The sequence below is a fragment of the Azospirillum thermophilum genome (genome assembly GCF_003130795.1).
Lineage (GTDB): Bacteria > Pseudomonadota > Alphaproteobacteria > Azospirillales > Azospirillaceae > Azospirillum > Azospirillum thermophilum.
In genome coordinates this window covers 2,373,797-2,398,069 of the sequence record NZ_CP029353.1, presented here as the reverse complement: position 1 = coordinate 2,398,069, position 24,273 = coordinate 2,373,797, and the positions used below count along the sequence as shown (strand labels likewise).

The following is a 24,273-nucleotide window of genomic DNA, read 5'->3' as shown; positions in this document are numbered from 1 at the left end:
GGCCCTATGCTGGTCGGCCGGCCCGGCGGACGCAAGGGGCAAAGGTCAGGCTGGCACGGTCAGCGACGAGTCGCCGGAGGTGGTGGGGAGGGGGTCGTCGAAGGCGATCTGCAGGACCCGCAGGCTCCAGAACAGCCAATCCCGATCGATGCGGATCTCCGGGTGCAGGGTCAGGCAGCGCAGCAGGTCGGCTTCGACCTCGCCATCGATGCGGCGGAGGTCCAGCCTCAGGCAGGCGCCAATCAGCAGATAGATGAAGACCGGCTTCAGCAGCCCGGCATAGAGGGACCCGGTGAGGTCCTTCGGGACGATGAACAGACCCGGCAGGTCCTTGTCGAGGAGGATCGTCGTGAACAGGCCCGCGACCTTCGAGAAGTTGATGAGGTCGCCGTTCTTGAACCCGTTCTCTTCCTTAAAGCTGTCGACCTGCGAGAAATACTCCAGGACGATCTGGTCGAGGATGGGCAGGTTTCTGTCGAACCCGAAAGCGGGCAACTGCCCGTGACGCTGGGCCGCGACCAGGGTCAGCAACCGCGCGGTCGTCTCGCCCACCCGGATGAGCAGGGCGCGGCGCCGCAAGCGGCGTAAGTCATCGGCCGTAGACATGGAGGCCCGCAGTATCCGTCTTCACTTCTTTCCCGGCGCGCCGGTTCCGGTCAGCAGGCTGTCGACGATCCGTCCGATCCGCTCCGCGAACTGCGCCTCGGTTCGCTCCAGATACCGGATGGCCGCCTCTTCATCGAACGGTTCGCTGCTGTTCTTGACCTTCCAGTTCTTGAGAACGGAAGCGTCAGGAATCGGACTCCGGTTCGTGCCCTCGTGAAGAGGCTTCATGGTACACCCGAGGATTCAAAGAATCGCGAGAGGCCGTGAGTCGTTCCGCTTCTGGATCGAACCTTTGTTCGCCAGTCACGGACAGACCCCGACCTCAAACTCAAAAACTAGAATACCTCTTGCGGGCGGAAATACAAGATCTGCGCATATCATTCCCCCTCACCCCCTCCCGCCGACCATTCCTGGACTCGCGCGAGGTGGGCGTAGTCTGTGTAGCGCGGCGCCATGGCCGGGCGCGGACAGGAGCGGTAAGGCGTCGACTCGGCGTCGAAGTGGCGGATCAGATCCTCCAGCCCGATGCGGGCGGCGGTCGCCAGGTCGGCCGGGTCGCCCTTGACGGGCTTCTCCTCGCCGGCCGGGTCGCCGCCGGCGAGCCGCCAGAAGGACAGCTCGGCCACCGGGGCGGCATCGATGCCGGAGAAGCCGCCGGCCGCGGCGATGGCCGCCTCCAGCGGGAGCTGCGGCGCGAAGCCCAGCTCGATCTCGCGGGTCGAGGGTGGCGTGCCGGTCTTGTAGTCGATCAGCACCAGCCCGTCGGGCGACCGGTCGATGCGGTCGGCCTTGGCGGTCAGCAGGAAGGGTCCGGCCGGGCCATGAAGCTCGAGCTGGCCCGACACCTCGGTCGCCAGCGGGCGGACGGCGCGCCGCCGCTCGCGCTCCACCGACACGAACCACTCGGCGACGCGCTGGAAGCGCGGCCACCAGAAGGCCCAGACGTCGGGATGGCTGTGCAGCAGCGTGCCGAAGGACTCCCGGCCAAGCTCGATCAGGCGGGGCAGGGCGTCGGGCGGCAGGGCGTCGGGATACTCGCGCACGAAGGCGTCGAGGGCGGCGTGGATGAACTGGCCGCGGTCGGCGGCGCCGGGATCGGCGGCGATGGGATCGAGCCTGCTCAGCCGCAGCACATGGCGGGCATAGACCGCATAGGGGTCGCGCATCCAGGTCTCGACCTGCGTGACCGACAGCTTGCGCGGGCGGGCGGCGACCGGCGGCCGCGGTTCGGGCGGAGCCACCGGCCGCACGGCCTCGGGCTCGTCGATCCGCCGGGCCCAGGCGAGCCAGCAGTCCCCCGCCGCGTCGATCCGCCCGTCGAGCCCCAGCGCGCGCAGCACCGTTTCCAGCCGCAGCAGCCAGCGCGACGGCACGGTCGGGGTGCCCTCCACCCGCTCGGCCCGGGTCAGCACCACCTCGGGCGCGCCGCAGGCATGGGCGAAGTCGTGGGCGGACAGGCCGATCAGCCGCTCCGGGCTGGGCAGGCCGAAGTCGCGGCGCATCGGACGCGACATCCAGGGATCGGCCGCGGCGTCTGGCGGCCAGGTCCCCTCGTTCAGCCCGCCGAGGATGGTGAGGTCGAGATGCTGGAGCCGCGCCTCCATCGGGCCGAGGATGAACAGGCGCGGGTGCATGCCGAAGCGCGGGCGCACCGGCCGGGCGCTCATCAGCGCGTCGAGCAGCGCCGGATAATCCTTTGTCGGCATCGGCGGGAAGCCGTCCGCCGCCTCCAGCAGGTCGTGGACGAAGGCGGCGGCCTCCTCGCCGTCGTCCTGGCGCCACAGGCGGCCGGGGCCGTCCTCCTCGTCGTCGGCGGCCAGCGCCTCGCAGAAGGCGATGTGGGTGCGCAGCAGGTCGCCGAGCGGCGCCTGTCCCCGGTCGGCCTCGCCGCGCATCGCCTCCAGGAAGGGGGCGGCCAGACGCTGCAGGCCGGTCAGCCAGTCCGTCAGGAAGGCCTTCTGCCGGTCGGAGTCGAAGCGCTCGGTCGCCTCCAGCGCCGCCAGCACGCCCTCGAACCCCTCGGCGGGGCGGGGGCCGCGCAGCACGAGGCGCTCCAGCGCGCGGGCGGCGCCGCGGAAGTCGGAGGAATCGCGGGCGCCGGCGGCCAGCGGATGCTTGGCCAGCGCCAGCAGGGCCAGCGGGTGGACGCGGCTGGCCGCCAGCTCCGCCGTCATGCGCAGATAGGTGCCGGCGGCGGTGTGGGCGAGCGGCCGGCCGGCGGAGTCGTTGACCTCGATCCCCCAGCGCGCCAGGGCCATCGCCACCCGGCGGGCGAGGTTGCGGTCGGGGGTGATCAGCGCCGCCCGCTTTTCCGGCGTCTCCAGCGCATGGCGCATCAGCAGCGCGATGACCGTCGCCTCCTCCTCGGCGGTGGCGGCGTCGATCCGCATCAGCCCGTCGAGGGCCGAGCCGTCGATCCCGTCCAGTTCCCGCCAGCCCTCCGTGGTGGCGGCCGGCCGCATCGCCTCGGCGATCAGGCCGGCGCGGACGCCGCGCGGCTCCGGTGCGTCGGTCCAGGCGGCGACGGCGCCGCGCTCCACGCCCAGCAGGTCGATCAGGTGGGCCAGCCCGTGCTGCGGATGGGATTCGTCGGCGCGGATCGCCTGCCAGGTCTCCTCGTCGGAGCTCTGGTCGAGCCCCGGCAGCACCACCGCCCCCTGCGGAAGCCGGGCGATGACGTTCAGCAGGTCGGTGGTCGCGGCGATGGAGCCGGTGGAGCCGGCGGCGATCACCGGCCCCTGCGGCGGCTGCGCCTGCCACAGCCTGGCCTGCGTCTCCAGCACCAGGTTGCGGCGCTGCGCCGGATCGGTCTCGCCGCTGTCGGCCAGGATGGCGGGCCAGAACTCGGTGATGATCTTCAGGAACTTCAGGGTTTCCTGCCAGTGGCTGGCATAGTCCTCCGGCACCAGGGCTTCCAGCCGGGCGAAGTCCACCCGCTCGGTCCATACCGCGTCGATCAGCCGGCCGAGGTCGCCACCCAGCCGCACCGCCTGCGCGGTGGTGGCCGACAGCCCCTCCGCCGCAGGATCAGCCGGGCGAGCGTCATCTGCCGCTTCAGCGGCGCGATGGCGGTCGGCAACTCCAGCGGGACGCCCGGCAGCTCTTCCCCTGTCAGGCTCAGGCTGTCTGCGTCCAGCTCGCCGAGCGGGCTCATCCGCGGCAGCAGCATCGGCTGGCCGCGCGAGCGGCGCAGGAAGGCCTCGCGCAGCGACTTGCAGGCGCGGCGGGTCGGCAGCAGGACGGTGACGCCGGCCAGCGCCAGGGGATCCTCGCCCACCCGCTCCACGATGCCCCCCGCCAGCATGTCGACGAAGGGCGCGCCGGACGGGATGGTGAAGACCTTGGGAAGGACGTCGGCCATGTCAGCGATCTTCCGGTTGGAACCCGTCGCGGGCCAGCAGCGCCTCGGCCTCCGCCAGCCCGTCGGGCGTACCGATGTGGAACCAGTCCCCGTCATGGGCGAGGCCGTGCAGCCGCCCGGCCGCCGCGGCGCGGTCCCAGATCAGGTTGGTGGAGAAGGCGCCGTCCGGCGTATCGGCGGCGAACAGCTCCGGCTTCACGATCTGCAGGCCGGCGAAGACGAAGGGCGCCACCTCCCCCTGCCGGCGCCGGCTCAGCCCGCCGAGCGGGTCCATGTGGAAATCGCCCGGCCCGTCATAGCCGACCGCCCGAGTCGTCGCCATCAGCAGCAGCAGCGCGTCCATCCGCTCGGCATCCCAATGCCCGGCAAGCCGTTTCAGGGCCGGAACGGGACCGTCCAGCCAGAAGATGTCGGCGTTGATGGTGTAGACCGGCGCGGTACCCAGCAGGGGCAGGGCGTGCTTCACCCCGCCGCCGGTCTCCAGCGGCTCCGCCTCGGGCGAATGGAGGATCGCCGGGGCCGGGCGCTCCCTCAGACGGTCCGCCAGATGTCGCTCGATCATTCCGCCAAGGTAATGGCTGTTCACCACGGCGGTCGGCACTCCGGCCTCCGCCAGCCGGTCGAGCGCATGGTCGAGCATGGCGCGGCCGCGCACGGGGATCAGCGGCTTCGGCCGGCCGTTGGTCAGCGGGCGCATGCGCTTGCCGAGCCCGGCGGCCAGCACCATCGCGACGGAGGGAATGGCGGCGGTGTCCATCTTAGACCGGCTCCGGAACGATGAGGTCGGCGCGAGCGTGGGGCGGCAGGTGACGGGCGAACCAATCGGCGACGGGGCCGAGCGCCGGCTTCGCCAGTTGCCCCTCCAGCAGGCGCCAGACCCGCGGCAGGTGGGAGAGGTAGCCGCGCCGCCCGCTCAGGGCCAGCCGGACGAAGATGCCGAGGATGCGCGTGTGGCGCACCGCCCCCAGCACGGCGCAGGACCGGCGGAAGGCCGCCGCGTCGAGGTCCGGGAAGGCAGCGAGGTAGCGGGCGACCATCGCCTCCGCCAGCGCGGCCGGCACGTCGCGCCGGGCATCCTCCAGCAGCGAGATCAGGTCATAGGCGACGGGACCGCGCCCGGCGCTCTGAAAGTCGATCAGCCCGGCGGCCCGCACCCCGTCGCGCGGCAGCCGCATCAGATTGTCGACATGGTAGTCGCGCAGCAGCAGCGACTGCGGTCCGGCGCAGGCGCCCGGCACCACCGCCCGCCATGCTGTTTCGAAATCGGAACGATCTCTGTCCGACAAAGGCTGCCCCGTCGCGACCGGCAGATAGACGTCGGCGAACAGCATGACCTGCTCAATGAACAGGGCGGCGTCATAGACCGGCAGCCCCAGCCGCTCCGCCTCGCCGGCCGGCCAGCGCCGGTGCAGCTCGATCACCGCATCGGTCGCCAGCGCGTAGAGCGGCTGCGGGTCGGCCCCCTCGGCAAGCAGGCGGGAGAAGGTTTCGGTACCGAAATCCTCTTGCAGTGCAAGGCCAGACTCGGGGTTGGCGGCGAGGATGGCGGGGACCGACAGGCCGATGCGGTCGAGCACCGCGCCGATCGCGACGAAGGGCAGCAGATCCTCCGCCGGATTCGGCGTGTCCACCAGGATGACGGTCGAGCCGTCCGGCCGGACGATCCGCTCGTACCGCCGGGCCGAGGCATCGCCGGCCAGCGGAACGCGCTTTGCAAATCCAAGACCATTACGGTCCAGGAACGATTGGATGGCGGTCTCTTTCGGGGTCATTCGCGATCCGGTGCCGGCAGGTCCAGCGCGTCCAGCCGGGCGGCCCAGGCGCCATGGCCGGTCAGGACGGCGCGCCGTGCGGCCGGCCCCTCGTGGGTCAGGGCGATCTCCAGCCGGTCGGCGGGCAGCAGCGGCCCCAGCCGGTCCGGCCACTCGACGAGGCTGGCGGCCTCAGCCCGCGCCTCGTCCCAGCCCAGCTCGATCACCTCGTCCGGGCCGGACAGGCGGTAGAGGTCGAAGTGCCAGAGCGGGCCGATGTCGGTGTCGTACATCTGCACCAGCGTGAAGGTCGGGGAGGGCACCTCGGCCTCCGGCCCGGTGACCGAGCGGATCAGGGCGCGGCACAGCGCCGTCTTACCGGCGCCCAGGTCGCCGCGCAGCGCCACGAGGTCGCCGGGCTGCAGGACGGTCGCCAGTCGCCCGGCCAGCCGCGCGGTGGCGGCCTCGTCGGGCAGGGACAGGGTGCGGGACAGGGGCTCGGTCGGCATGGGCGGGATTGTGGTCGAACCGGCGCCGCCACCGCAAGCCGGAAAGCCGGGCGCGGCGGCCCGCGGGCTCAGCGCCCGGCGCGCCGCCGCTGCGGCGCCGGGGACGGGTCGGGATCGGCGGTGCCGTCGCCGTGCTCGTGATCCACCACGAGGCGCGGCGCCTTGTTGAAGTTCATGGTGATCAGCAGCGTCAGGTTCTCGTTGATGACGTGCAGCTGCTTGTCCGAGTCCACCGGCAGGGGGATCTTGCGGTTCATGCAGTAGGAGACCAGCGCGGCGGCCACCTCGGCCTCGCCCAGCGCCATGCTCTCGTCGGTGCCGTCGTCGTTGGTGACCTGGATCGTCGTTCTTACCCCGCCGTCGATCTGGTAGGTGACCTTGCCGACGGTCCCCTGGGGAAGCTTCTCGCGCATGCGCCGGCGGCGGTCGATCACCGCATGGACCACTTCCTGGTCGGTAAACACAGGCAGCGCAGTTCCTTCAAAGCGTGGTCATAGGCGGGATGGTCGTGGCCGCATCATCCGCGAAGCGGTGAGAGCGCACAAACGACAAATTCAGACAAATTTGCCGCACCCGCCTTTGCCACGGCCCGTCCGCCGGCGGGACGGGCCGTTGCAAAACACCGCTGACGGCCATGCTCCCGGCCGCTTGGGGTTGACCCCGTGCCGGAATCCGGACAATTGAAGCGGGCCGTTCCTCCTGCCCGTGCCTGACCTTTAGGGAAGCTGTTCGCCATGTCGCCGATCGTCACCCAGACCGCCCACCGCACCGATGTCGTCATCATCGGGGCCGGTCCCGTTGGCCTCTTCGCCATCTTCGAATGCGGCATGCTGAAGATGCGCTGCCATGTGGTGGATGCGCTGGACATGGTGGGCGGCCAGTGCAGCGCGCTCTATCCGGAAAAGCCGATCTACGACATCCCGGCCCATCCGGCGATCGAGGCCGCCGACCTGATCGACAAGCTGGCCGAGCAGGCCGCCCCCTTCTCGCCCACCTATCACCTCGGCCAGCAGGTCACCCGGCTGACCCGCACCGACGAGGGGCGCTGGCTGGTCGAGACGAACCTCGGCACGCGGATCGACGCCCAGGCGGTGATCATCGCCGCCGGCTGCGGCGCCTTCGGCCCCAACCGGCCGCCGCTGGAGGGCCTGGAGAAGTACGAGGGCAGCGGCGTCCACTACATGGTGCGCCGCCGCCAGGACTTCGCCGGCAAGCGGGTGGTGATCGCCGGCGGCGGCGATTCCGCGGTGGACTGGGCGCTGTCGCTGTCGGACGTGGCGGAGAAGGTCCATGTCGTCCACCGCCGCCCGAAGTTCCGCGCCGCGCCCGAGAGCGTCGCGCGGATGGAGGCGCTGGCCCGCGACGGCAAGATCGATCTGGTGGTGCCCTACCAGCTCGCCGGCCTGGAGGGCCTGACGGCCGGCTCACCGGCGTGCGGGTCGCCACGCTGGAGGGGGAGGAGAAGACGCTGCCGGCCGACGCGCTGCTCGCCTTCTTCGGCCTGTCGATGAATCTCGGGCCGATCGCCGACTGGGGGCTGAACCTCGACCGCAGCCACATCCAGGTGTCGCTGCCCGGCTGCGCCACCAGCGCGCCCGGCATCCACGCCATCGGCGACATCGCGACCTATCCCGGCAAGCTGAAGCTGATCCTCTGCGGCTTCTCGGAGGCGGCGCAGGCCAGCCACATCCAGGTGTCGCTGCCCGGCTGCGCCACCAGCGCGCCCGGCATCCACGCCATCGGCGACATCGCGACCTATCCCGGCAAGCTGAAGCTGATCCTCTGCGGCTTCTCGGAGGCGGCGCAGGCGGCCCACGCCATCCACCCGCTGGTCCATCCGGGCGAGGCGCTGCACTTCGAGTATTCGACCTCGAAGGGCGTCCCGGCGCGCCTGATCGGCTGGAACCGAAAAGAGGAACGGGCCGCCGGAGGGAAGCATCCGGCGGCCCGCGTCAGGCGGCGGCTCTCTTGGGGGATTGGGGGCGAGCCGCCGCTTTGCCGTTCACATGATGAGCGGATCAGCCGCGCTGGGCAGGACCCTGACCAGGACCCTGGCCCGGACCGGGACCCTGGCCGGGACCCCAGTTGCCCGGCCCGCCATTCGGACCCCAGCCGCCGTGATGCGGGCCGTGATGGCCGCCCATGCGGCCGCCCATGCCGTACCCGCCCATGCCGCGGTTCATGAACTGGTCGGCGGTCTTCTGCTGCTCGGGGTGAGCTGGGCGTAAAGCTCGGTCAGGGCGGGGCGGACCTGCTGGATCTGGGCCAGGCGGGCCTGCATCATCGCCTCCATCCGCTCCATCCGCTGCGGCAGGGCCGTCGGCATCGGCTGGTCCTTCAGCTTGGCGCAGAGGTCCTGCATCGGCTTGTGGCTGTTGCGGGCGGTGTCGGCGAACCTGGTCCAGGCCGGACGCTGCTGGTCGGTGATGGCCAGCTTCTTCTCGGCGAAGGCCAGCATGCCGGCGAGGCGGGCGTCCTGGTCCTCGCACATCATCGCGAAATGGCGGCCGGGGCCGGGGCCGGGGCCGCCGGGACCGTTCTGCGCCAGCACCGGGGCGGCGATGCCGAACCCCAGGGCGACGGCGGCGGCGGTCAGCAGAACGCGTTTCATGGCAGGAACTCCTGTGTGTGATCCCGTTGGGAGCCGGGCCCTCCCGGCGGATCGCCGCCGCGGCCCGAAGCGCTCCCGATGACCCGGATGATGGGCCGTCGAGTTTGCCGGTTGATGTCCCCCAACCGGTCACTTGGTAACAGTGTGTAACGGCCGCCGCTCCCGTAACGGGCGGTTACACAATTCTTCTTCACCGGCACCGGCCGCCTGTCCGATCATGGGGGCATGGACCGCACGCCCCATCTCCTCGTCGTCGACGACGACCGCGAGATCCGCTCGCTCGTCGCCCAGTTCCTCACCCGCCACGGCTTCCGCGTCACCGGCGTGAAGGACGGGGCGGAGATGTCGCGCACGCTCGACGGATCGCGCGTCGACCTGATCGTGCTCGACCTCATGCTGCCGGGGGAGGACGGGCTGTCGCTCTGCCGCCGGCTGCGCGCCTCGCCCGCCACCGCCCAGACGCCGATCATCATGCTGACCGCCATGGGGGAGGAGACCGACCGCATCGTCGGGCTGGAGATGGGGGCCGACGACTATCTCGCGAAGCCCTTCAGCCCTCGCGAGCTGCTGGCCCGCATCAAGGCGGTGCTGCGCCGCGCCGCGGCACCTCCGGCCCCGGGGACCGCGGCCCCCGGCAAGGTGCTGGAGTTCGAGGGCTGGTCGCTCGACCTCGCCAAGCGGGAGCTGCGCTCGGCCGACGGGGTGCTGGTCCAGCTCTCCGCCGGGGAATACGACCTGCTGGTCGCCTTCGTGGAGCATCCGCAGCGGGTGCTGACCCGCGACCAGCTGCTCGACCTCGCCCGCGGCCGGTCGGCGGTGCCGTTCGACCGCTCCGTCGACGTGCAGGTCAGCCGGCTGCGCCGCAAGATCGAGCCGGACCCGGCCGAGCCCGCCCTGATCAAGACGGTGCGCGGCGGCGCTATCTGTTCACCCCCGCCGTCACCGCGCGGGGCTGACGCCATGGCCGACACGACGACCGGCACCCCGGCGGAAACGGCTCCGGAGCCCCGCACCCGCCGGCGGCGACGGCGGCTGATCCCCGACAGCATCGCCGCGCGCATGGCGGTCACCGTCGTGCTGGCGCTGCTGCTGACGCAGGCGATCAGCGCGCTGGTCTACATGACCGACCGCAATCCCGGCCCGCCGGTCCATGGGCCGGGGGTGCTGATCCAGCGCATCACCGCCATCGTTCAGCTTGTCGAGAGCACGCCGGTGGCCGGCCGCGCCCGGCTGGTGGGCGCCATCGACGACCCGGTGCTGCGCGTCCTGTGGCAGCCCGAGCCGCCACCGCCGGGCGATCCCGCCAGCCGCCGCTTCGACTCGCTGCGCTGGCGGCTGCGCGAGTCGCTGGGCGACCCGAACCGCGCGGTGATGGTCGTCTTCGACCGCGCCCCCGCCATCCGCCCGCCCGGCCCGCCGCCGGAGGAGGACCGGCGCTGGGGGCCGCATGTGCGGCTGTCGGTGCAACTGCGCGACGGCTCCTGGCTGACCTTCACCGGCGGCGACCCGCTGGCCGGGCCGTTCCGCATCCTGCGCTTCGTCTTCTGGATGGGCGCGGTGGTGGCGGTGATCCTGGCGGTGTCGCTCTGGGCCTCGCGCCGCTTCACCGCCCCGCTCGCCCGCTTCGCCGCGGCGGCCGAGCGGCTGGGGGTGGACGGCGAGGCGCCGCCGCTGCCCGAGACCGGCCCGCTGGAACTGCGCGCCGCCACCCGCGCCTTCAACCGGATGCAGGCGCGGCTCGCCCGCTTCGTCGCCGACCGCACCCAGATGCTGGCCGCCATCAGCCACGACCTGCGCACGCCGATCACCCGGCTCAGGCTGCGGGCCGAGCTGGTCGAGGATCCGGAGATGCAGCGCAAGATGCTGGCCGACCTCGACGAGATGGAGGCGATGATCTCGGCCACCCTCGCCTTCGCCCGCGAGGACGCCAAGCGCGAGCCGCGCGGCCGGCTGGACATCGCCGACCTGCTGCAGAGCCTGTGCGACGACCGTGTCGATGCCGGCAACAGGGCGCAGTACGAAGGCCCGTCCCACGCGGTGGCGGAGGGGCGGCCGGTGGCGCTGCGCCGGGCGCTGGCCAACCTGATGGACAACGCCATCGCCTATGGCGGCGGCTGCTCGGTCCGCCTGACCCTGCCGCCGGACGGGCATCCCGACTCCTCCATCCCGGCCCCCATCCTGATCGACGTCGAGGACGAGGGGCCGGGCATCCCGGAGGAGGAGTTCGAGAAGGTCTTCGCCCCTTCTACCGGCTGGAGCGCTCGCGGTCCCGCGACACCGGCGGGGTCGGGCTCGGCCTGTCGACCGCCCGCACCATCATCCGCGGCCATGGCGGGGACATCACCCTCGCCAACCGGCCGGGGGGCGGGCTGAGGGTGACCGTGACCCTGCCGCGATAGACGGGGCCGCGGAACGGGTTGCGCTCAGACCGGCAGCACGCAGCGCACCAGCCCGTCCTCGGCTTCCAGCCGGCCGCCGTGGAGTTCGATGACGTTGCGGGCGAGCGACAGGCCGAGGGCGGCGGATTCGTGGGTGCCGGGGCGGTCGGCGGTGGTCGCGGCGCCGTCGACGGTCAGCACGAGCTCGTCCTCGCTGCGCGACCCGCCGAGCTGGATGCGGCCGGAGCGCGGCGGGTTGCGGATGGCGCCGACCACCAGCGTGAACAGCGCCTGCTTCAGCCGCTTGCCGTCGCCCTCGATGGCGCCGAGGCCGGCGGGGGCGGCGATCTCCAGTTTCAGCCCCTCGCGCCGCGCCCACTCGCGGGTCAGGCCGGCCACCGAGCCCAGCAGGTCCGACACGTCGACCGTCCCGCGCTCCAGCGTGGCGACGCCGGCCCCCAGGCTGGTCAGGTCCACCACGTCGTCGATCAGCTCCAGCAGCCGCTCGCCGGCGTTCAGCACGCCCTTGACGTACTCCATCTGCCGGGCGTTGAGCGTCCCGAAATACTCGTTCGCCAGCACCTCGGCGAAGCCGATGATGCCGTTCAGCGGCGTGCGCAGATGGTGCGAGACGTTGGCGATGAACTCGCTCTTCAACTGGTCGGCGGCCTCCAGCGCGGCGTTGGAGGCGCGCAGCGCATGCTCCAGCCGGGCGCTGTCGGTGACGTCGAGGTAGCTGTTCAGCACCGCCCCGTCGGGCAGCGGCAGGGTGGAGAACTCGACGACCGAGCCGTCGCCGCGTTCCAGCCGGCCGGAGCGCACGGTGCGCTCCAGCGTCGCGCCGATCATCTCCTCCTTCAGCGTGTCCCAGTCGCCGCCATTCTCCAGCAGCGGCCGCATCAGCTCGATCACCTCGGCGATGTGCGGCTCGCCCTGCAGGTCCTCGTCGCCCAGGTCCCAGACGCGGGCGAAGGCGGGGTTGGACAGCTTCAGCCGGCCGTCGCCGCCGAACACGGCGATGCCTTCCGCCAGATTGTCCAGCGTCTCCTGCTGGACCGCGATCAGCGTGTTGTAGGAGGACTCCAGCGCCAGCGTGTTGGTCACGTCCTCCAGGATGGTGATCAGCCCGCCCAGCGGATGCGGGGCCGCCAGATGGCGCAGCGTGGTGCCGTCCGGCAGGTGCATCAGCTCCTCCATCGGCTCCATCAGGTGGGTGTAGCGGGTCAGCCGCTCGCGCTTGAAGGTCTGGTAGTCGGCATATTCCGGCAGCCGGCGGCGGGCGCGCAGCTCCTCCAGCAGTTCGGCATTGGTCGGCTCGGTGCGCAGCCAGGCCTCGTCCAGGTCCCACAGCCGGGCATAGGCCTGGTTGAAGAACCTCAGCCGGGTGTCGGGACCGAAGATGGCGATGGCGGTGCCCAGCCGCTCCAGCACCTCGGCATGGGCGGCGAGATGGCGCTTCAGCTCGCCCTGCAGCCCTTCCATCTCGGTCAGGTCGAGGGCGTAGCCGACCACCAGCGTGCCGCTGCCGCGGGGGGAGGGCAGCGGCGCCTCCGTCACCTCCAGCAGGCGCCGCTCGGTGCCGATCACGACGGGCATCCGCTCCGATTGGGCGAAGCCGGCGGAGCGGGCCCGCCCGGCCAGCGCCCGGCCGTCGCCGCCGGTGCCGCCGGCAAGCTCCCGCTGCTCGGCGATGGCGGTCGCGGGGTCGCTGTCGACGGCGCGGGCATAGGCGCTGTTGCACCAGACGAGCGACAGGTCGGCCCCGCGCACCCACAGCGGGACCGGCAGGGCGTCGGCGGCGGCGCGCAGCTCGGCCAGGGCCGAATCGGCGTTCTGCCGGGCGGCGCGCAGTTCGTCGTCGGCATGGACGCGGTCGCTGATGTCCTCGATCCAGACGACCGAGCAGGCGGCGTGGCCGTCGGCGGCGCCGCGCCGGCCGGTCAGGACGAAGCGCCGCCCGTCGCGCGCCGTGGTCTCCAGCCGGAAGGGCTCGCCCGAGCGGCGCAGCCGCTCCACCGCCGCGGCGACCGTCTCCCCACCGTCGACGAGGGTCATCAACTCGTCCGCCGTGGCGACGCCGAGCGCGCTGCGGCACTCCTCCGACAGGCTGCTGCTGCCGTCGGCATGCCAGGCGCACCAGGGGAAGGGCGCGGCGGCCAGCAGGGCCTCCAGCCGGTCGCGGTCGGCGGCAAGCTGCTCGGCCCGCCGCCGGCCGGTCTTCAGGCCCCAGAACAGGCTGCCGAAACCGGTCACGCTCAGCACCCCGGCGAGCAAAAGGCCGGCCGGAGAGCCCGTCCCGTCCGAGAGACCGAGCCCCGCTCCCAGCCCGAGCGCAAGCGCCGCCGGCAGATATGTCTTCGTGATGGAGTCCACATGCCGGAGTTTAGTTCACGAATGCGGGGTGGACAAGCAACGGACATGGCCGCTCTGCTATTATTCGTTGTAAAGTGACGGTTGCCTGGTTCACGCATCGACGCTGAGGTCCCGGCGCAGGCGGCGGATGGCCTCCTCCACCTGGGGAAAGGCGCGCAGCGCCTCGCCCGCATGGGCGGCGGCATCCGCCCCGCGCTCCTCGACGATCGCCACCTCCATCGCCGACAGGGCGGCGGCCAGCAGCTTCGCCCCGGCGGTGCGGGCGGCCCCGGCGGCGGAATGGGCGGCGGCGCGCGCCTCCTCGTCCCTGCCCTCGGCGAGCGCCTCGGCGGCACGTTCGATGGTCGGGCGGGTGCTGTCCAGGAACAGGTCCATCATCTCCGCCGTGCCGGCGTCGAGCGCCCCGAAGGTCGCCCGCAGATGGTCGAGGTCGAGCACCGGCAGCTCCGGCGCGGGGGCGGGGACGGTCATCGGCTTGTCCGGCTGGGGGGCGGGGTCGGCGAGGCGGCGGCCCAGCACGGTGGCGAGCTGGACCAGGGTCACGGGCTTGGCGAGATAGTCGTCCATGCCGGCGGCGACGCAGCGCTCCATCTCGCCGGTCAGGGCGTTGGCGGTCATGGCGATGATCGGGATGTGCCGGCCGCCGGCCCACTCCTCGGCGGCGCGGACGCGGCGGGCCAGCTCGTAGCCGTCCATCCGCGGCATGTGGCAGTCGGTGATCAGCGCCTGGTAGCGGCGGGCGCGCCAGGCCGCCAGCGCCTCCACCCCGTCGCCGGCGAGGTCGGCGTCGAAGCCGAGCCGGCGGAGCTGGCGCAGCACGACCTGCTGGTTGGTCGGGTTGTCCTCCGCCACCAGGATCGGTCCGGCCTCCAGGACGCGGGCGGGCAGCGGCGGGGGCGAGGCGCTGTCGGCGGGCGGCATGGCGGGCGGCGGGGCCGGGGCGGTGCGTCCGGTCAGCCGGGAGGCCGCCAGCAGCAGGGAGTCGCGGTGGACCGGCTGGACCAGGATTTCCGTGGGCGCCTCGGCCGCCGCTCCCGCCGTGTCCCGCGGGGCGGCGGGGTCGCGGCCCCGGACGCCGTCGCGCCCGCCCTCGTGCCCGTTCTCCAGCAGCAGGCAGGGTGGCCTGCGGCCGGTCGCCGCGATGCGCTCCAGCGCTTGGGCGGCGGTGCCGTCGGTCAGGCCCGAGGCGAGCACCAGAAGGTCCGCCCCCGCCAGGGCGATCCGGTTCGCCGCCTCGCTGCCGCTCGCCGCCTCCGCCACCCTGGCGCCGGCCCGCGCGAGATAGCGGGCCAGCACGGCGCGCCGCACCGGATCGCCGTCGGCGACCAGGATGGCCAGCCCCTCCAGCAGGGGCTCCTCCGGCGGCTCCTGGGGGTCGGCCAGCGGAAGCTCCACGGTGAACCAGAAGGTCGAGCCGCGGCCGGGGACCGAGTCGATGCCGATCCGGCCGCCCATCATCTCGACCAGCCGGTGGCAGATGGCCAGCCCCAGCCCGGTGCCGCCGAACCGGCGGGTGGTGGAGCTGTCGGCCTGGCTGAAGGGCTGGAACAGGCGGGACTGGGCTTCCAGCGGGATGCCGATGCCGGTGTCCTCCACCGCCACATGCAGCCGGGCATGGCCGGGGGCGGCGGGCCCGGCGGCGTGCATGCGCAGGATCACCCGGCCCTTGTCGGTGAACTTGATGGCGTTGCCGGTCAGGTTGAACAGGATCTGGCGCAGCCGCCCGGGGTCGCCGCGCAGGGCGGCCGGCACCGTGGCGTCGATGTCGCAGACCAGCGCCAGCCGCTTCTGATGCGCCTGGGGCGCCAGCAGGTCCGCCACGCCTTCCACCAGATCGGCCGGGCGCATCTCCAGCTCCTCCAGGTCGAGCTTGCCGGCCTCGATCTTCGACAGGTCGAGGATGTCGTCGATGATTCGCAGCAGGGTGGTGGCGCTGTCGCGCACGGTGGCGATCAGCGAGGTCTGCTCCGCGTCGAGCGGCGTCAGGGCGATCAGCTCCAGCATGCCCAGCACCCCGTTCATCGGCGTGCGGATCTCGTGGCTCATCGTCGCCAGGAACTCCGACTTGGAGCGGGCGGCGATCTCCGCCTGCTCCTTGGCGGTGCGCAGATCCTCCTCGGCCCGCTTGCGGCCGGTGATGTCGTAGCTCCACACCAGCACCGCCGGATGGCCCTCGAACTCCGTGCGCTGGAGGGTCTGCAGCGCCCAGACCCGGCTGCCGTCCGGCCGGTCCAGCGCCACCTCGACGTCGCGCGCCACCACGCCGGACTCGTCGCGGGGCGGTGCGGTGCGCCGCAGGGGGGCGGCGGTGCCGGGGGCCGCCACCGCCAGCCGCTGCCCGACGAAATCGGCCGGGGCGCGGCCGGCCAGCTCCGCCGCGCGGGCGTTGGCGAAGACCACCGTGCCGTCGATCCGCCGGATGGAGACGCCGACCGGGCTCTGTTCCAGAATCGCGCGCAGGCGGCGCTCGCTGTCGGACAGGGCGGTCTCTCGCGCCCGGATGGTGGCGACGAAATAGCTGAGCGCGCGGGCCATCGCCCCGATCTCGTCCCGTCCGTCGGTCGGGATGGCGACCGGCTGGCCGCGCTCGTAGGCCGCCATGGCGCCCTGCAGCGCGCTGAGCCGCCGCACCACGTTGCGGTGGATGTAGGCGAAGATCGCGGCGGCCCCCAGGATCGACAGCACCGCCATGGCGATGACCGCCTTCTGCCCGTTGCCGATGACGTGCTCGTAATCGGCGGAACGGCGGGTGATGTCCTGCTCCGCGGCCAGGAAATAGTCGGAGACGGCGGCGACCAGCCGGTCGGCGACGATCTGGTTGCGCGTCACGCCGCCCTTGACGGCGCGGGCGAGCGACAGTTCGGCCAGCCGGTCGTCGAACAGCGTGCGGTCGTCGGGACTGCCGGACGCCACATGCTCCGCCAGTTCCATCTGCAGCGGGGCGAGCGCCGCGGCGGCCTGCGGCGGCAGGGACTCCAGCGCGCGCGCCGCCCGGCCGAGCGCCGCCAGCGCGTCGCGGCGCAGCCGCTCCAGCCGGATCTCCTGGTCGGCGCGGGTGGCGGCCATCAGGATGGTCGCGGTTTCGACGCCGGCCCGGCCCCAGCGGCGGACGGCCTCCGCCCGCTCGCCCTCCGCCTGCTCCTCCTCCGCCCGGCGCAGCCGGCCCGACAGATCGACCAGCGAGGCGACGCGGGCGTTGGTGGCGGCGGTCTGGGCGAGCTGCTCCTTCACCTGGGCGTTCAGGCTCAGCAGGTTGGCGACCAGCTCGTTCTTGTGGCGCTCCAGCTCCGACAGGTCGGTCAGGGGTTCGCCGCGGGCCGCCAGCCGGCCCATCAGCTCCTCCAGCAGGATGATCTGGTCGCCCAGCCGTGCCATCACGGCCTCGCGGGCCGGCTGGTCCTGCACGGCGACCAGCGCCGGGGCCAGGGCGGCGATGGTGCCGCTCTGCTGGGCGAGCTGCGAGGCGCTGACCAGCCCCGGCACCTTGGCGGTGGCGATCTGCTCGAAGCCTTCGTGGAAGCGGGTGAACAGCGACACGGCGACGACGCTGGTGGCGGCGGCGAGGCCGCCGATCACCGTCAGTCCCGCCAGGATGCGGAACGCCACGCTCTGCCGGGGAACCCGCATGCCGCCTCGCCCCATCCCGGAAGCGGCCGAAGATGGCGGGCCGCGGTTCCTCTTCCCTTACCGAATAGCATGGGCCGGCTTCCAGGTGCAATTCCGGCTGCCCGCCGGCTTTGCCGCCCTCCTTCCCCTAACCGCAGTTGACGCGGCGCGGTTGGCTACGGAAGCTATAAGCCGGAGGTCGGAAGGGCTTCCGCCACGGCAGATGGGGACGGCACATGCGGCGGTCGACGAGGATGGCGCTGGGGGCGGTCTGTCTGTGGATCGGCGCCACCTTAGGCGCGGCCGGCGCGGCGGCCTCCTCGCGGATCGCCGGCCAGATCGCCGGCCTCCAGATCGCCGGCCTTCCGGCCGCGCCGGCCGCGCCGGCCGGCGGCCACAGTGCCGGCACGCTGGAGCGGGTGCGCGAGGCGGGGGCGGTACGCTGCGGCATCACCCCCAGCGGCGCCGGGCTGGCCGCGATGGACGAGGCGGGCCACTGGCGCGGCTTCTTCGCCGACATGTGCCGCGCGCTGGCCGCCGCGGTGGTCGGCAGCACCGAGGGGGCGTCCATCGTCGAGATCGGCACGGAGAACCGCTTCTCCGTCCTGCGCGAGGGCAGCGTCGACGTGGTGATGGAGGGAACCACCTGGACCCTGCAGCGCGAGGCCTCGCTCGCCGTCGCCTTTCCCCTCGTCTACATGTTCGACGCGCAGGGCTTCATGGCCCACCGCTCGGTCGAGCCGCCCACCCTGGCGGCGATCGTCCGTTCGTCCCAGCCGGCCAGCGTCTGCGTGGTGGAAGGCACCACCACCGTCCGCAACATCGAGGACTGGGTCGCCCGAACCGGCGCCCGCCTGACGCTCAAGCGCGCCCGCTCGACCGAGGGCGCGCTCGGTGCCTTCTTCAATCATCATTGCGACCTCTACACCGGCGACCGCGTCGGCCTCTACGCCCAGCGGGCGCAGGCGGCGCCCAACAGCGACGACTACCGCATCCTGCCGGAGGTCATCTCGCGCGAACCGCTGGCGCCGATGGTGCGCAACGACGACCATGTCTGGTTCAACATCGTGCGCTGGGTGATCCTGTCGACCATCCTGGCCGAGGAGAAGGGCGTCACCGCCGCCACCGCGGCCCAGCGCCGGCTGGACGGCGACATGGAGACGCAGCGCCTGCTGGGCGGGGTCCCCGGCCTGGGCCAGGGATTGGGGCTGGACGACGAATGGGGCTGGCGGGTGGTGACGCAGGTCGGCAGCTATGCCGAGATCTACGACCGCAACCTGGGCCAGTCCTCGCCGCTGAAGATCGACCGCGGCATCAACAGCCTGTGGTCGGCCGGCGGCCTGCTCTACGCGCCGCCGCTGGGGTGGTGAGGGGGCGGCGCCACCCTCATCACACCTGCGCCTGGCAGGGACTGCCTGATCCAGCCGCCGTGCCTGGTCACTCCGCCACGTTCGGCGGATCCGGATCCTCGTCCCAGTCGTCCCTGGGGGCGGGATAGCGCTCCAGCCATTTGCGGACGAGGGTGACGTGGCCCTCCTCCTCGCCGGCAAACTCGCGGGCGAGGCGGGCGACGTCGGGATCCTCCGTCTCGGCGGCGACGGAGGCGTAGTAATGCGCCCCCTGCTGCTCGCTCATCAGCGCCATCTTCAGCGCATGGTGCGGGCGCATCAGGTAATGGGCATGCTCGAAGCTCGCGGCCTCCGGCGACTCCGTGGCATTGCCCCAGTCGAACTCCCAGGGCGCGACCTTGGGCAGCGGGCCGTACTCCTCCGCGATCTGCCGCACCTCCTCGGCATGCTTGCGGGAATAGCCGCCCAGGTCGCGGAACAGCTTCGCGACCTCGGGGTTGTTGTGCGCCTCCATGCTGTCGGCCAGCTCGTCATAGCGCTCGGCGGCCTCGCGCTCCAGCTCCATGGCGTGGGCGAGGAAGAGTCCGACGCCGGTGGCGCCGCCCTGAATCTTGGTCTTCATACGGCGAAGCCCTCCTCGATCTCGGCGATGCCGGCGGTGGCGGCGACGGCAGGGTGGAAGGGGCGGCGGTTGCCGGCCAGGAAGATGCCGAGCCCGAAGCCGTCATCCTCCAGCACCGCGCGCATCGCCTGCGCCGGATCGTCCGTCGGCTCGCGGCCGTAGGGGTGGACGGCGCCCTTCCAGCTCCGCTGCTCCGGCCGGAAGGTGACGCAGGGGCTCAGGACATGGATGACCGCGAAGCCGGGATGCCTCACCCCCTCCACGATCAGCCGCGCCACCTCGTTGGGATCGCCGGAATAGCCGCGGGCGACGAAGTTGGCGCCGCAGGACAGGGCGAGCGCCACCGGCTGGATCGGGTTCACCCCCGGCCCCTCCGGCGTCAGCTTGCTCTCGCACCAGTCGGCCTCGGTGGTGGGCGAGGCCTGTCCCTTGGTCATGCCGTAGACCTGGTTGTCCATGACGATGTAGGTCAGGTCGACGTTGCGGCGGCAGGCGTGCAGGAAGTGGTTGCCGCCGATGGAGAAGCCGTCGCCGTCGCCGCCGAACACCAGCACCGTCAGGTCGGGCCGGGCCAGCTTCAGCCCCGACGCCACCGCCAGCGCCCGGCCGTGCACGCCGTGGAAGCCGTAGACGCTGGTGTAGGCCGGAATGCGCGACGAGCAGCCGATGCCGGACACCACCGCGGTGTTGTGGCGCTCCAGCCCCATCGCCGCCATGGCGCGGGTGATGCCGGCCAGCACGGAATAGTCGCCGCAGCCCGGGCACCAGATGGGCTTGACGTCCGACTTGTAGTCGCCCGGGACGGGGGCGGCGCCGTCTTTCAGATGCGTATCCATGGAGTCTGCTCCGCCGGATCGGATGAGGGCCGGGTCAAATCAGGGAAAGAAGCGCCTCGTGCACCTCGCGGGCACGGATGGGCAGCGGTCCGGGCCGGCTGAACACCGTCACGGAGCCCGGCAGGTCGTAATGCGCCCGCAGGAACTTGTGGAACTGCGCGCCGTGCGTCTGTTCCACCACCAGGACCCTGGTGACGCCCTCCAGCGCCTGCGCCAGCTTCGCCGGCTGGACGGGCGCCAGCAGGCGGATGGCGACCAGCCGGGCCTTGCCGCCCGCCGCCTCCAGCCGCTTCACCGCCTCGCGCGCCGGGCCGGTGGCCGAGCCCCAGGTGACCACGGCGACCTCGCCCTCGCCCTCGATCTCCGCCCAGTGCGGGCCGAAGTCGAAGGCCGTCAGCTTGCGCAGCCGCTTGTCGAGCTGCGTCTGGTGGTCGGCCGCCTGGGAGGAGGGCAGGGCGCTCTCCGCATGCTCCAGCCCGTCGGCGGTGTGCTCGCCGCCGGGCATGCCCGGAATGGCGACCGGCGAGATGCCCGACGGGGTGTCGGCATAGCGCTTGTACCTCGCCTCGCCGTCCAGCCCCTCGGCCAGCAACCGCCCGGCCGTGAAGGGAGCGTCGGCCGGACGGTCGATCACCGCGCGGGCCTGGCCCAGCGACTGGTCGGACAGCATGATGCAGGGGGTCTGCAGCGCCTCGGCCAGATGCACCGCCCATTGGGCGGTGAACAGGCAGTCGCCGATGGAGGTCGGGCCGACCACCAGATGCGGCGCGTCGCCGTGCAGGCCGTAGACCGCGATGTTGAGGTCGGACTGCTCCGACTTGGTCGGGATGCCGGTGGACGGGCCGCCGCGCTGCACGTCGATGATCACCACCGGCGTTTCCGACGCGACCCCCAGCCCGATGGCCTCGGTCATCAGCGACAGCCCCGGCCCGGCGGTGGCGGTCAGCGACGGCACCCCGCCGAAGGAGGCGCCGAGGCACATGGTGATGGAGGCCAGCTCGTCCTCCGCCTGGACCAGCGTGCCGCCGGTCCGCGCCAGGTTGGGGGCGAGCCATTCCAGGATCTCGGTCGCCGGGGTGATGGGATAGGCCGCGCAGAAGCGCACGCCGCCCTTCAGCGCGCCGAGCCCGGCCGCCTCGTTGCCGGAGATGTTCCAGCGCACCGCGCCCGTTCCCTGCGGCGCCGCCAGCTCCAGCCCGAGGCCCCAGCCCGCGGCCTCCTTCGCCCCGGCGTCGTAGCCGGCGTTGGAGGCCTGGATCGCGGCCTCGCCCTTCTTGCCCAGCGCCTTGGCGATCACCGCGTCGATGCCGGCGCGCGGCAGCCCGACGGTTTGGGCGACGGCGCCGAGCCCGACCATGTTGACGCGCCCGCCGGCGATGCGGGCGGCGAGTTCCTTGATCGGCATCTCGATGATGCGGGCGCCGCTGGCCGCCAGCACCGCCGGCACGGCACCCTGCGCCGGGTCGGTGACGATCACGCTGTCGGCCGACAGCGGCAGCTCGGCGGCGAAGCGCTCGACATTCTGCCAGTCGAACGCGACGATCAGGTCGAACCGGTCGCCCGGGCCATGGACCGGAGAGGGGGAGAGCCGCACCATCGCCGCCGCCTCGCCGCCGCGGATCTGCGGACCGGAGGACCGCGACATCAACCCGTACCACCCCACGGCGGCCGCGGCATCCAGCAGCATCTGACCGGCGGTCATGACGCCGGCCCCGCCGCTGCCCACCAGGGCGATCGTGACCGAATCCACTGCCATGAGCTCTTGTCCCCTCTGCGTCCCGTTAGAAGCGCCCGAACGGCGAGGGAGAGTGCGGCCCTGCGGCAAAAAGTGAAATGACATGACGCAAAACGCTGCATTTTGCCGCAGGGGCCGGCCTCAGTCCGAGTAGCGCTCCTCCGTCCAGGGATCGGCGTGGTTGTGGTAGCCGCGGACCTCCCAGTAGCCCTTGCGGTCCTCGGCCAGCAGCTCGATCCGCTTCACCCATTTGGCGCTCTTCCAGAAATAGAGCTTCGGCACCACCACCCGCACCGGCCCGCCATGGTCGCGGCTGATCGGCTGCCCCTCCCAACTCGTCGCCAGCAGCACATCGTCCGCCGCGAAATCCTCCAGCGCCACGTTGGTCGTGTAGCCGTCATAGGCGTGGAACAGGACGAAGCGCGCCTCCGGCTTCGGGCGGACGACCGACAGCAGGTGGCGGGCGCTCACCCCCTGCCAGGTGTTGTCGTAGCGCGACCAGGTGGTGACGCAATGGATGTCCGACAGGAAGCGCTCCTGCGGCTGCGCCTGGAAATCGTCCCAGCTCCAGCGCAGCGGGTTCTCCACCAGCCCGTCCACGGTCAGGCTCCAGTTGCCGGTCGTCACCCGCGGCTGCACGCCGAGGTCGAGCACCGGCCAGTCCTCCACCAGCCGCTGTCCGGGCGGCAGCCGGTCGCGCGCCGGATCGGCCGTCGTGCCGGTCAGCGCCCGGCCGTCGCGCGCCCAGCGCTCCTTGGCCGCAACCAGCTTGTCGCGCACCGCGCCGTCGGTCCTGACAGCGTCGTCCGGAGCCTCCTCATGCCGGCCCGTTCCTGGCCGGTCCCTGTCCCCGGTCATCATCCCGCTCCTTCCTCATGGTCCGCCCGTCCTCGATGCGGCCGTTGCAGTCCCGGCCCCGGGGGACGGCGGCAATCAGGGGAAATCCTAGGCGCTCACTTAACGGTTCCGCAACTTCCGCGGATACACCATCAATCAGCAGTATAAGCAGATCTCCGAAAAAGCCCGCGGCCTTCCGGTGCGGGACGATGGTCCGCCGGAGGCCATGCGCGGAGGGTGACCATGATGACGACGATGCCATCGGAGCAGGGGCGTCCCCATGGCGAGCCGTTGCCGCAGCAGGCGACCGCCGCCGAACCGGTCCCGATCGACGACAGCTTCCGCAACAAGGCGAGGGAGCTCCTGTCGGGAGGACGCCGCGTCACCGCCGGCTGCATCCACCTCATCGGCCTTGCGGACATCCGCGAGGAACTCGGCTCCCGCTGGGAGGCGGTCAAGGACCGTGTCCACGACTACACCTGCCGGGCGCTTCAGCGCGTGCTGTCGCCCAACGACCTGTGGTTCCGGCTCAACGATTCCGACTATGTCGTCGTCTTCGCGGTACTGGACAAGCCGGCGGCGCAGCTCGTCTGCGGCAAGATTGTCGCCAACCTGCACAGCGCGCTGCTCGGCAACAGCGATCTTCATCGGGTGACCGTGCGGACCGCGGTCCTGCAGATCGACGGCGGCGTGATGGTCGAGAAGGCGCACCTTGACGAGCTGCTGGACCGCGCGGTGCTGGCCGCCCGCGGCCTCGAAGACGGCGCAGAGGGCGGCGGAGTGGGTGGGGAGGCCACCGGGGATGAGCCGGCGGTGCGCCGCCTGTCCGTCGCCCGGACGAAGCTCCCGGCGCCTTCGGTCCTCTTCCGGCCCTATTTCGATACGCACAAGAAGGTCATCTCCACCTACGCCTGCCGCCCGGACGCCGAGACGGCACGGTATCTGGCCCTGCGCAGCGCCGGCGGCCTCGACCGGGAACGGGCGGCCGTCGCCTTCGACCATGAGGCGCTGGCCTCGGCCGTGGAGATCTACGTCGACCTCTACGCCAACAAGTTCCGCTACGCCCAGACCATTCCGGTCCATTTCGACACCCTCGCCGTCCAGCGCAACCGGCGCCTCTACATCGAGCAGTGCCAGGCCATTCCCGAGCATCTGCGCAGCTTTCTGGCGTTCGAGCTGCTGGACCTGCCGGGTGGCGTGCCCTATGGCCGGCTGGCGGAGCTCGCGGCCCTGCTGCGCCCGTTCGCCCGGGCGGTGATGGTGCAGATCGCCGACGAGGCCATGGACCTCCACACCTGCGCCCAGGCGGGGATACGGGGCGCGGGGCTGTGCTTCGACCCGCGCGTCACCGACCACCAGGCGACCGACCGCATGCGGCTGCTCTGCCAGTCCGCCCGCAAGTCCGGGCTCTTCACCTATGTCGAGGGGGTGCGCAACGCGGTGATGCTCCATGCGGCCGAGGAGGCGGGCGTCTCCTATGTCGCCGGGCCGGTCATCGGGCCCGACGCGGAGTTTCCCGAGCACATGCGCCGCTGCTCCGAGGCGCAGCTCCTGAAGCAGAACGGCAGTCCGCTGCGCAAGCAGCCGTAGCGCCCGCCGAATCCAGCCTGCGGACGCTCCCGGCATCGCTGCGCCTCAAAAAGGTCAGACCGCGCGGGTTGGCAAGCGGGACCTTGGGGACTAACTTCCCGGAGCTTGA

General features: G+C 72.0%; 18 protein-coding genes and 3 pseudogenes. 6 read left to right on the top strand and 15 right to left on the bottom strand.

Going from position 1 to position 24,273, the window contains the following annotated elements:
- Positions 1 to 45: 45 nt before the first annotated feature.
- From DEW08_RS17645 to DEW08_RS17615, 8 genes are all read right to left on the bottom strand, one after another.
- Positions 46 to 579 carry a hypothetical protein gene (locus DEW08_RS17645; protein ID WP_109329273.1) on the bottom strand — a complete coding sequence of 178 codons (534 nt, stop codon included), beginning with the start codon at positions 577 to 579 and terminating at the stop codon, positions 46 to 48.
- A gap of 48 nt (positions 580 to 627) precedes the next feature.
- Positions 628 to 834, bottom strand: coding sequence for a hypothetical protein (locus tag DEW08_RS17640; protein ID WP_109329271.1), 207 nt, complete (start codon positions 832 to 834; stop codon positions 628 to 630).
- 149 nt (positions 835 to 983) lie between these two features.
- On the bottom strand, positions 984 to 3,593 hold the full coding sequence (addB, locus tag DEW08_RS17635; RefSeq protein ID WP_245986390.1) for a double-strand break repair protein AddB: 2,610 nt from the start codon (positions 3,591 to 3,593) through the stop codon (positions 984 to 986).
- Positions 3,563 to 3,967 (bottom strand): hypothetical protein, encoded by a 405-nt coding sequence (locus DEW08_RS32565; protein WP_245986389.1) that lies wholly within the window; start codon positions 3,965 to 3,967, stop codon positions 3,563 to 3,565. The genes addB and DEW08_RS32565 overlap by 31 nt, the downstream gene beginning before the upstream one ends.
- A 1-nt stretch (position 3,968) precedes the next feature.
- Positions 3,969 to 4,724 carry a nucleotidyltransferase family protein gene (locus DEW08_RS17630; RefSeq protein ID WP_109329269.1) on the bottom strand — a complete coding sequence of 252 codons (756 nt, stop codon included), beginning with the start codon at positions 4,722 to 4,724 and terminating at the stop codon, positions 3,969 to 3,971.
- Position 4,725: 1 nt separating this feature from the next.
- The gene (locus DEW08_RS17625; protein ID WP_109329267.1) at positions 4,726 to 5,739 is read right to left on the bottom strand and encodes an aminoglycoside phosphotransferase family protein; all 1,014 of its coding nucleotides are present in this window, start codon (positions 5,737 to 5,739) and stop codon (positions 4,726 to 4,728) included.
- Complete coding sequence (gene tsaE, locus DEW08_RS17620; protein ID WP_109329265.1) at positions 5,736 to 6,227, bottom strand: tRNA (adenosine(37)-N6)-threonylcarbamoyltransferase complex ATPase subunit type 1 TsaE; 492 nt, start codon at positions 6,225 to 6,227, stop codon at positions 5,736 to 5,738. Before tsaE ends, DEW08_RS17625 begins: the two co-directional genes overlap by 4 nt.
- Positions 6,228 to 6,295: 68 nt before the next feature.
- Complete coding sequence (locus tag DEW08_RS17615; RefSeq protein WP_245986388.1) at positions 6,296 to 6,691, bottom strand: hypothetical protein; 396 nt, start codon at positions 6,689 to 6,691, stop codon at positions 6,296 to 6,298.
- 279 nt (positions 6,692 to 6,970) lie between these two features.
- Here DEW08_RS17615 and DEW08_RS17610 point away from each other — a divergent pair.
- Positions 6,971 to 8,112, top strand: a pseudogene (locus DEW08_RS17610) (NAD(P)/FAD-dependent oxidoreductase); the annotation flags it as partial.
- 294 nt (positions 8,113 to 8,406) lie between these two features.
- Here DEW08_RS17610 and DEW08_RS17600 read toward each other — a convergent pair.
- Complete coding sequence (locus DEW08_RS17600; protein WP_245986386.1) at positions 8,407 to 8,838, bottom strand: Spy/CpxP family protein refolding chaperone; 432 nt, start codon at positions 8,836 to 8,838, stop codon at positions 8,407 to 8,409.
- A gap of 225 nt (positions 8,839 to 9,063) precedes the next feature.
- Between DEW08_RS17600 and DEW08_RS33875 the strand changes: the two are divergent.
- The 3 genes and pseudogenes from DEW08_RS33875 (at position 9,064) to DEW08_RS32555 (ending at position 11,237) form a co-directional block, all read left to right on the top strand.
- A pseudogene (locus tag DEW08_RS33875) lies at positions 9,064 to 9,794 on the top strand (response regulator).
- A gap of 4 nt (positions 9,795 to 9,798) precedes the next feature.
- Positions 9,799 to 11,031, top strand: a pseudogene (locus DEW08_RS33870) (histidine kinase dimerization/phospho-acceptor domain-containing protein); the annotation flags it as partial.
- Positions 10,953 to 11,237: an ATP-binding protein gene (locus DEW08_RS32555; protein ID WP_245986665.1), complete on the top strand. Its 285-nt coding sequence runs from the start codon at positions 10,953 to 10,955 to the stop codon at positions 11,235 to 11,237. The pseudogene DEW08_RS33870 and the gene DEW08_RS32555, both read left to right, overlap by 79 nt.
- A gap of 24 nt (positions 11,238 to 11,261) precedes the next feature.
- On the opposite strand, the gene DEW08_RS17585 is transcribed toward DEW08_RS32555, so the two are convergent.
- Together DEW08_RS17585 and DEW08_RS17580 are read right to left on the bottom strand one after the other, a co-directional pair.
- Complete coding sequence (locus tag DEW08_RS17585) at positions 11,262 to 13,589, bottom strand: PAS domain-containing sensor histidine kinase (RefSeq protein WP_109329263.1); 2,328 nt, start codon at positions 13,587 to 13,589, stop codon at positions 11,262 to 11,264.
- Positions 13,590 to 13,679: 90 nt separating this feature from the next.
- Positions 13,680 to 17,216 carry an ATP-binding protein gene (locus tag DEW08_RS17580; RefSeq protein ID WP_109329952.1) on the bottom strand — a complete coding sequence of 1,179 codons (3,537 nt, stop codon included), beginning with the start codon at positions 17,214 to 17,216 and terminating at the stop codon, positions 13,680 to 13,682.
- Between the two features lie 215 nt (positions 17,217 to 17,431).
- Between DEW08_RS17580 and DEW08_RS17575 the strand changes: the two genes are divergently transcribed.
- Complete coding sequence (locus DEW08_RS17575; RefSeq protein ID WP_109329261.1) at positions 17,432 to 18,565, top strand: amino acid ABC transporter substrate-binding protein; 1,134 nt, start codon at positions 17,432 to 17,434, stop codon at positions 18,563 to 18,565.
- A gap of 67 nt (positions 18,566 to 18,632) precedes the next feature.
- Here the strand turns inward: DEW08_RS17575 and DEW08_RS17570 are convergent, their stop codons facing one another.
- From DEW08_RS17570 to DEW08_RS17555, 4 genes are all read right to left on the bottom strand, one after another.
- Positions 18,633 to 19,166 carry a ferritin-like domain-containing protein gene (locus DEW08_RS17570; protein WP_109329259.1) on the bottom strand — a complete coding sequence of 178 codons (534 nt, stop codon included), beginning with the start codon at positions 19,164 to 19,166 and terminating at the stop codon, positions 18,633 to 18,635.
- Positions 19,163 to 20,002 (bottom strand): 2-oxoacid:ferredoxin oxidoreductase subunit beta, encoded by an 840-nt coding sequence (locus DEW08_RS17565; RefSeq protein ID WP_109329257.1) that lies wholly within the window; start codon positions 20,000 to 20,002, stop codon positions 19,163 to 19,165. Before DEW08_RS17565 ends, DEW08_RS17570 begins: the two co-directional genes overlap by 4 nt.
- 34 nt (positions 20,003 to 20,036) lie before the next feature.
- Positions 20,037 to 21,758 carry a 2-oxoacid:acceptor oxidoreductase subunit alpha gene (locus tag DEW08_RS17560; RefSeq protein WP_109329255.1) on the bottom strand — a complete coding sequence of 574 codons (1,722 nt, stop codon included), beginning with the start codon at positions 21,756 to 21,758 and terminating at the stop codon, positions 20,037 to 20,039.
- Positions 21,759 to 21,878: 120 nt separating this feature from the next.
- Entirely contained in the window at positions 21,879 to 22,595 is a 717-nt protein-coding gene (locus tag DEW08_RS17555) for a sulfite oxidase-like oxidoreductase (RefSeq protein WP_109329950.1), read from the bottom strand.
- Positions 22,596 to 22,817: 222 nt separating this feature from the next.
- Here DEW08_RS17555 and DEW08_RS17550 point away from each other — a divergent pair, with 222 nt between their 5' ends.
- Positions 22,818 to 24,164: a hypothetical protein gene (locus DEW08_RS17550; protein ID WP_109329253.1), complete on the top strand. Its 1,347-nt coding sequence runs from the start codon at positions 22,818 to 22,820 to the stop codon at positions 24,162 to 24,164.
- Positions 24,165 to 24,273: the final 109 nt, after the last annotated feature.

What these genes read in the sequence shown, in the direction of transcription:
- DEW08_RS17640 (WP_109329271.1), bottom strand. Translation starts at nt 834, where the DNA reads ATGAAGCCTCTTCACGAGGGCACGAACCGGAGTCCGATTCCTGACGCT.
- DEW08_RS32565 (WP_245986389.1), bottom strand. Translation starts at nt 3,967, where the DNA reads ATGGCCGACGTCCTTCCCAAGGTCTTCACCATCCCGTCCGGCGCGCCC.
- DEW08_RS17630 (WP_109329269.1), bottom strand. Translation starts at nt 4,724, where the DNA reads ATGGACACCGCCGCCATTCCCTCCGTCGCGATGGTGCTGGCCGCCGGG.
- DEW08_RS17625 (WP_109329267.1), bottom strand. Translation starts at nt 5,739, where the DNA reads ATGACCCCGAAAGAGACCGCCATCCAATCGTTCCTGGACCGTAATGGT.
- tsaE (WP_109329265.1), bottom strand. Translation starts at nt 6,227, where the DNA reads ATGCCGACCGAGCCCCTGTCCCGCACCCTGTCCCTGCCCGACGAGGCC.
- DEW08_RS17600 (WP_245986386.1), bottom strand. Translation starts at nt 8,838, where the DNA reads ATGAAACGCGTTCTGCTGACCGCCGCCGCCGTCGCCCTGGGGTTCGGC.
- DEW08_RS17580 (WP_109329952.1), bottom strand. Translation starts at nt 17,216, where the DNA reads ATGCGGGTTCCCCGGCAGAGCGTGGCGTTCCGCATCCTGGCGGGACTG.
- DEW08_RS17575 (WP_109329261.1), top strand. Translation starts at nt 17,432, where the DNA reads ATGCGGCGGTCGACGAGGATGGCGCTGGGGGCGGTCTGTCTGTGGATC.
- DEW08_RS17570 (WP_109329259.1), bottom strand. Translation starts at nt 19,166, where the DNA reads ATGAAGACCAAGATTCAGGGCGGCGCCACCGGCGTCGGACTCTTCCTC.
- DEW08_RS17565 (WP_109329257.1), bottom strand. Translation starts at nt 20,002, where the DNA reads ATGGATACGCATCTGAAAGACGGCGCCGCCCCCGTCCCGGGCGACTAC.
- DEW08_RS17560 (WP_109329255.1), bottom strand. Translation starts at nt 21,758, where the DNA reads ATGGCAGTGGATTCGGTCACGATCGCCCTGGTGGGCAGCGGCGGGGCC.
- DEW08_RS17555 (WP_109329950.1), bottom strand. Translation starts at nt 22,595, where the DNA reads ATGACCGGGGACAGGGACCGGCCAGGAACGGGCCGGCATGAGGAGGCT.
- DEW08_RS17550 (WP_109329253.1), top strand. Translation starts at nt 22,818, where the DNA reads ATGATGACGACGATGCCATCGGAGCAGGGGCGTCCCCATGGCGAGCCG.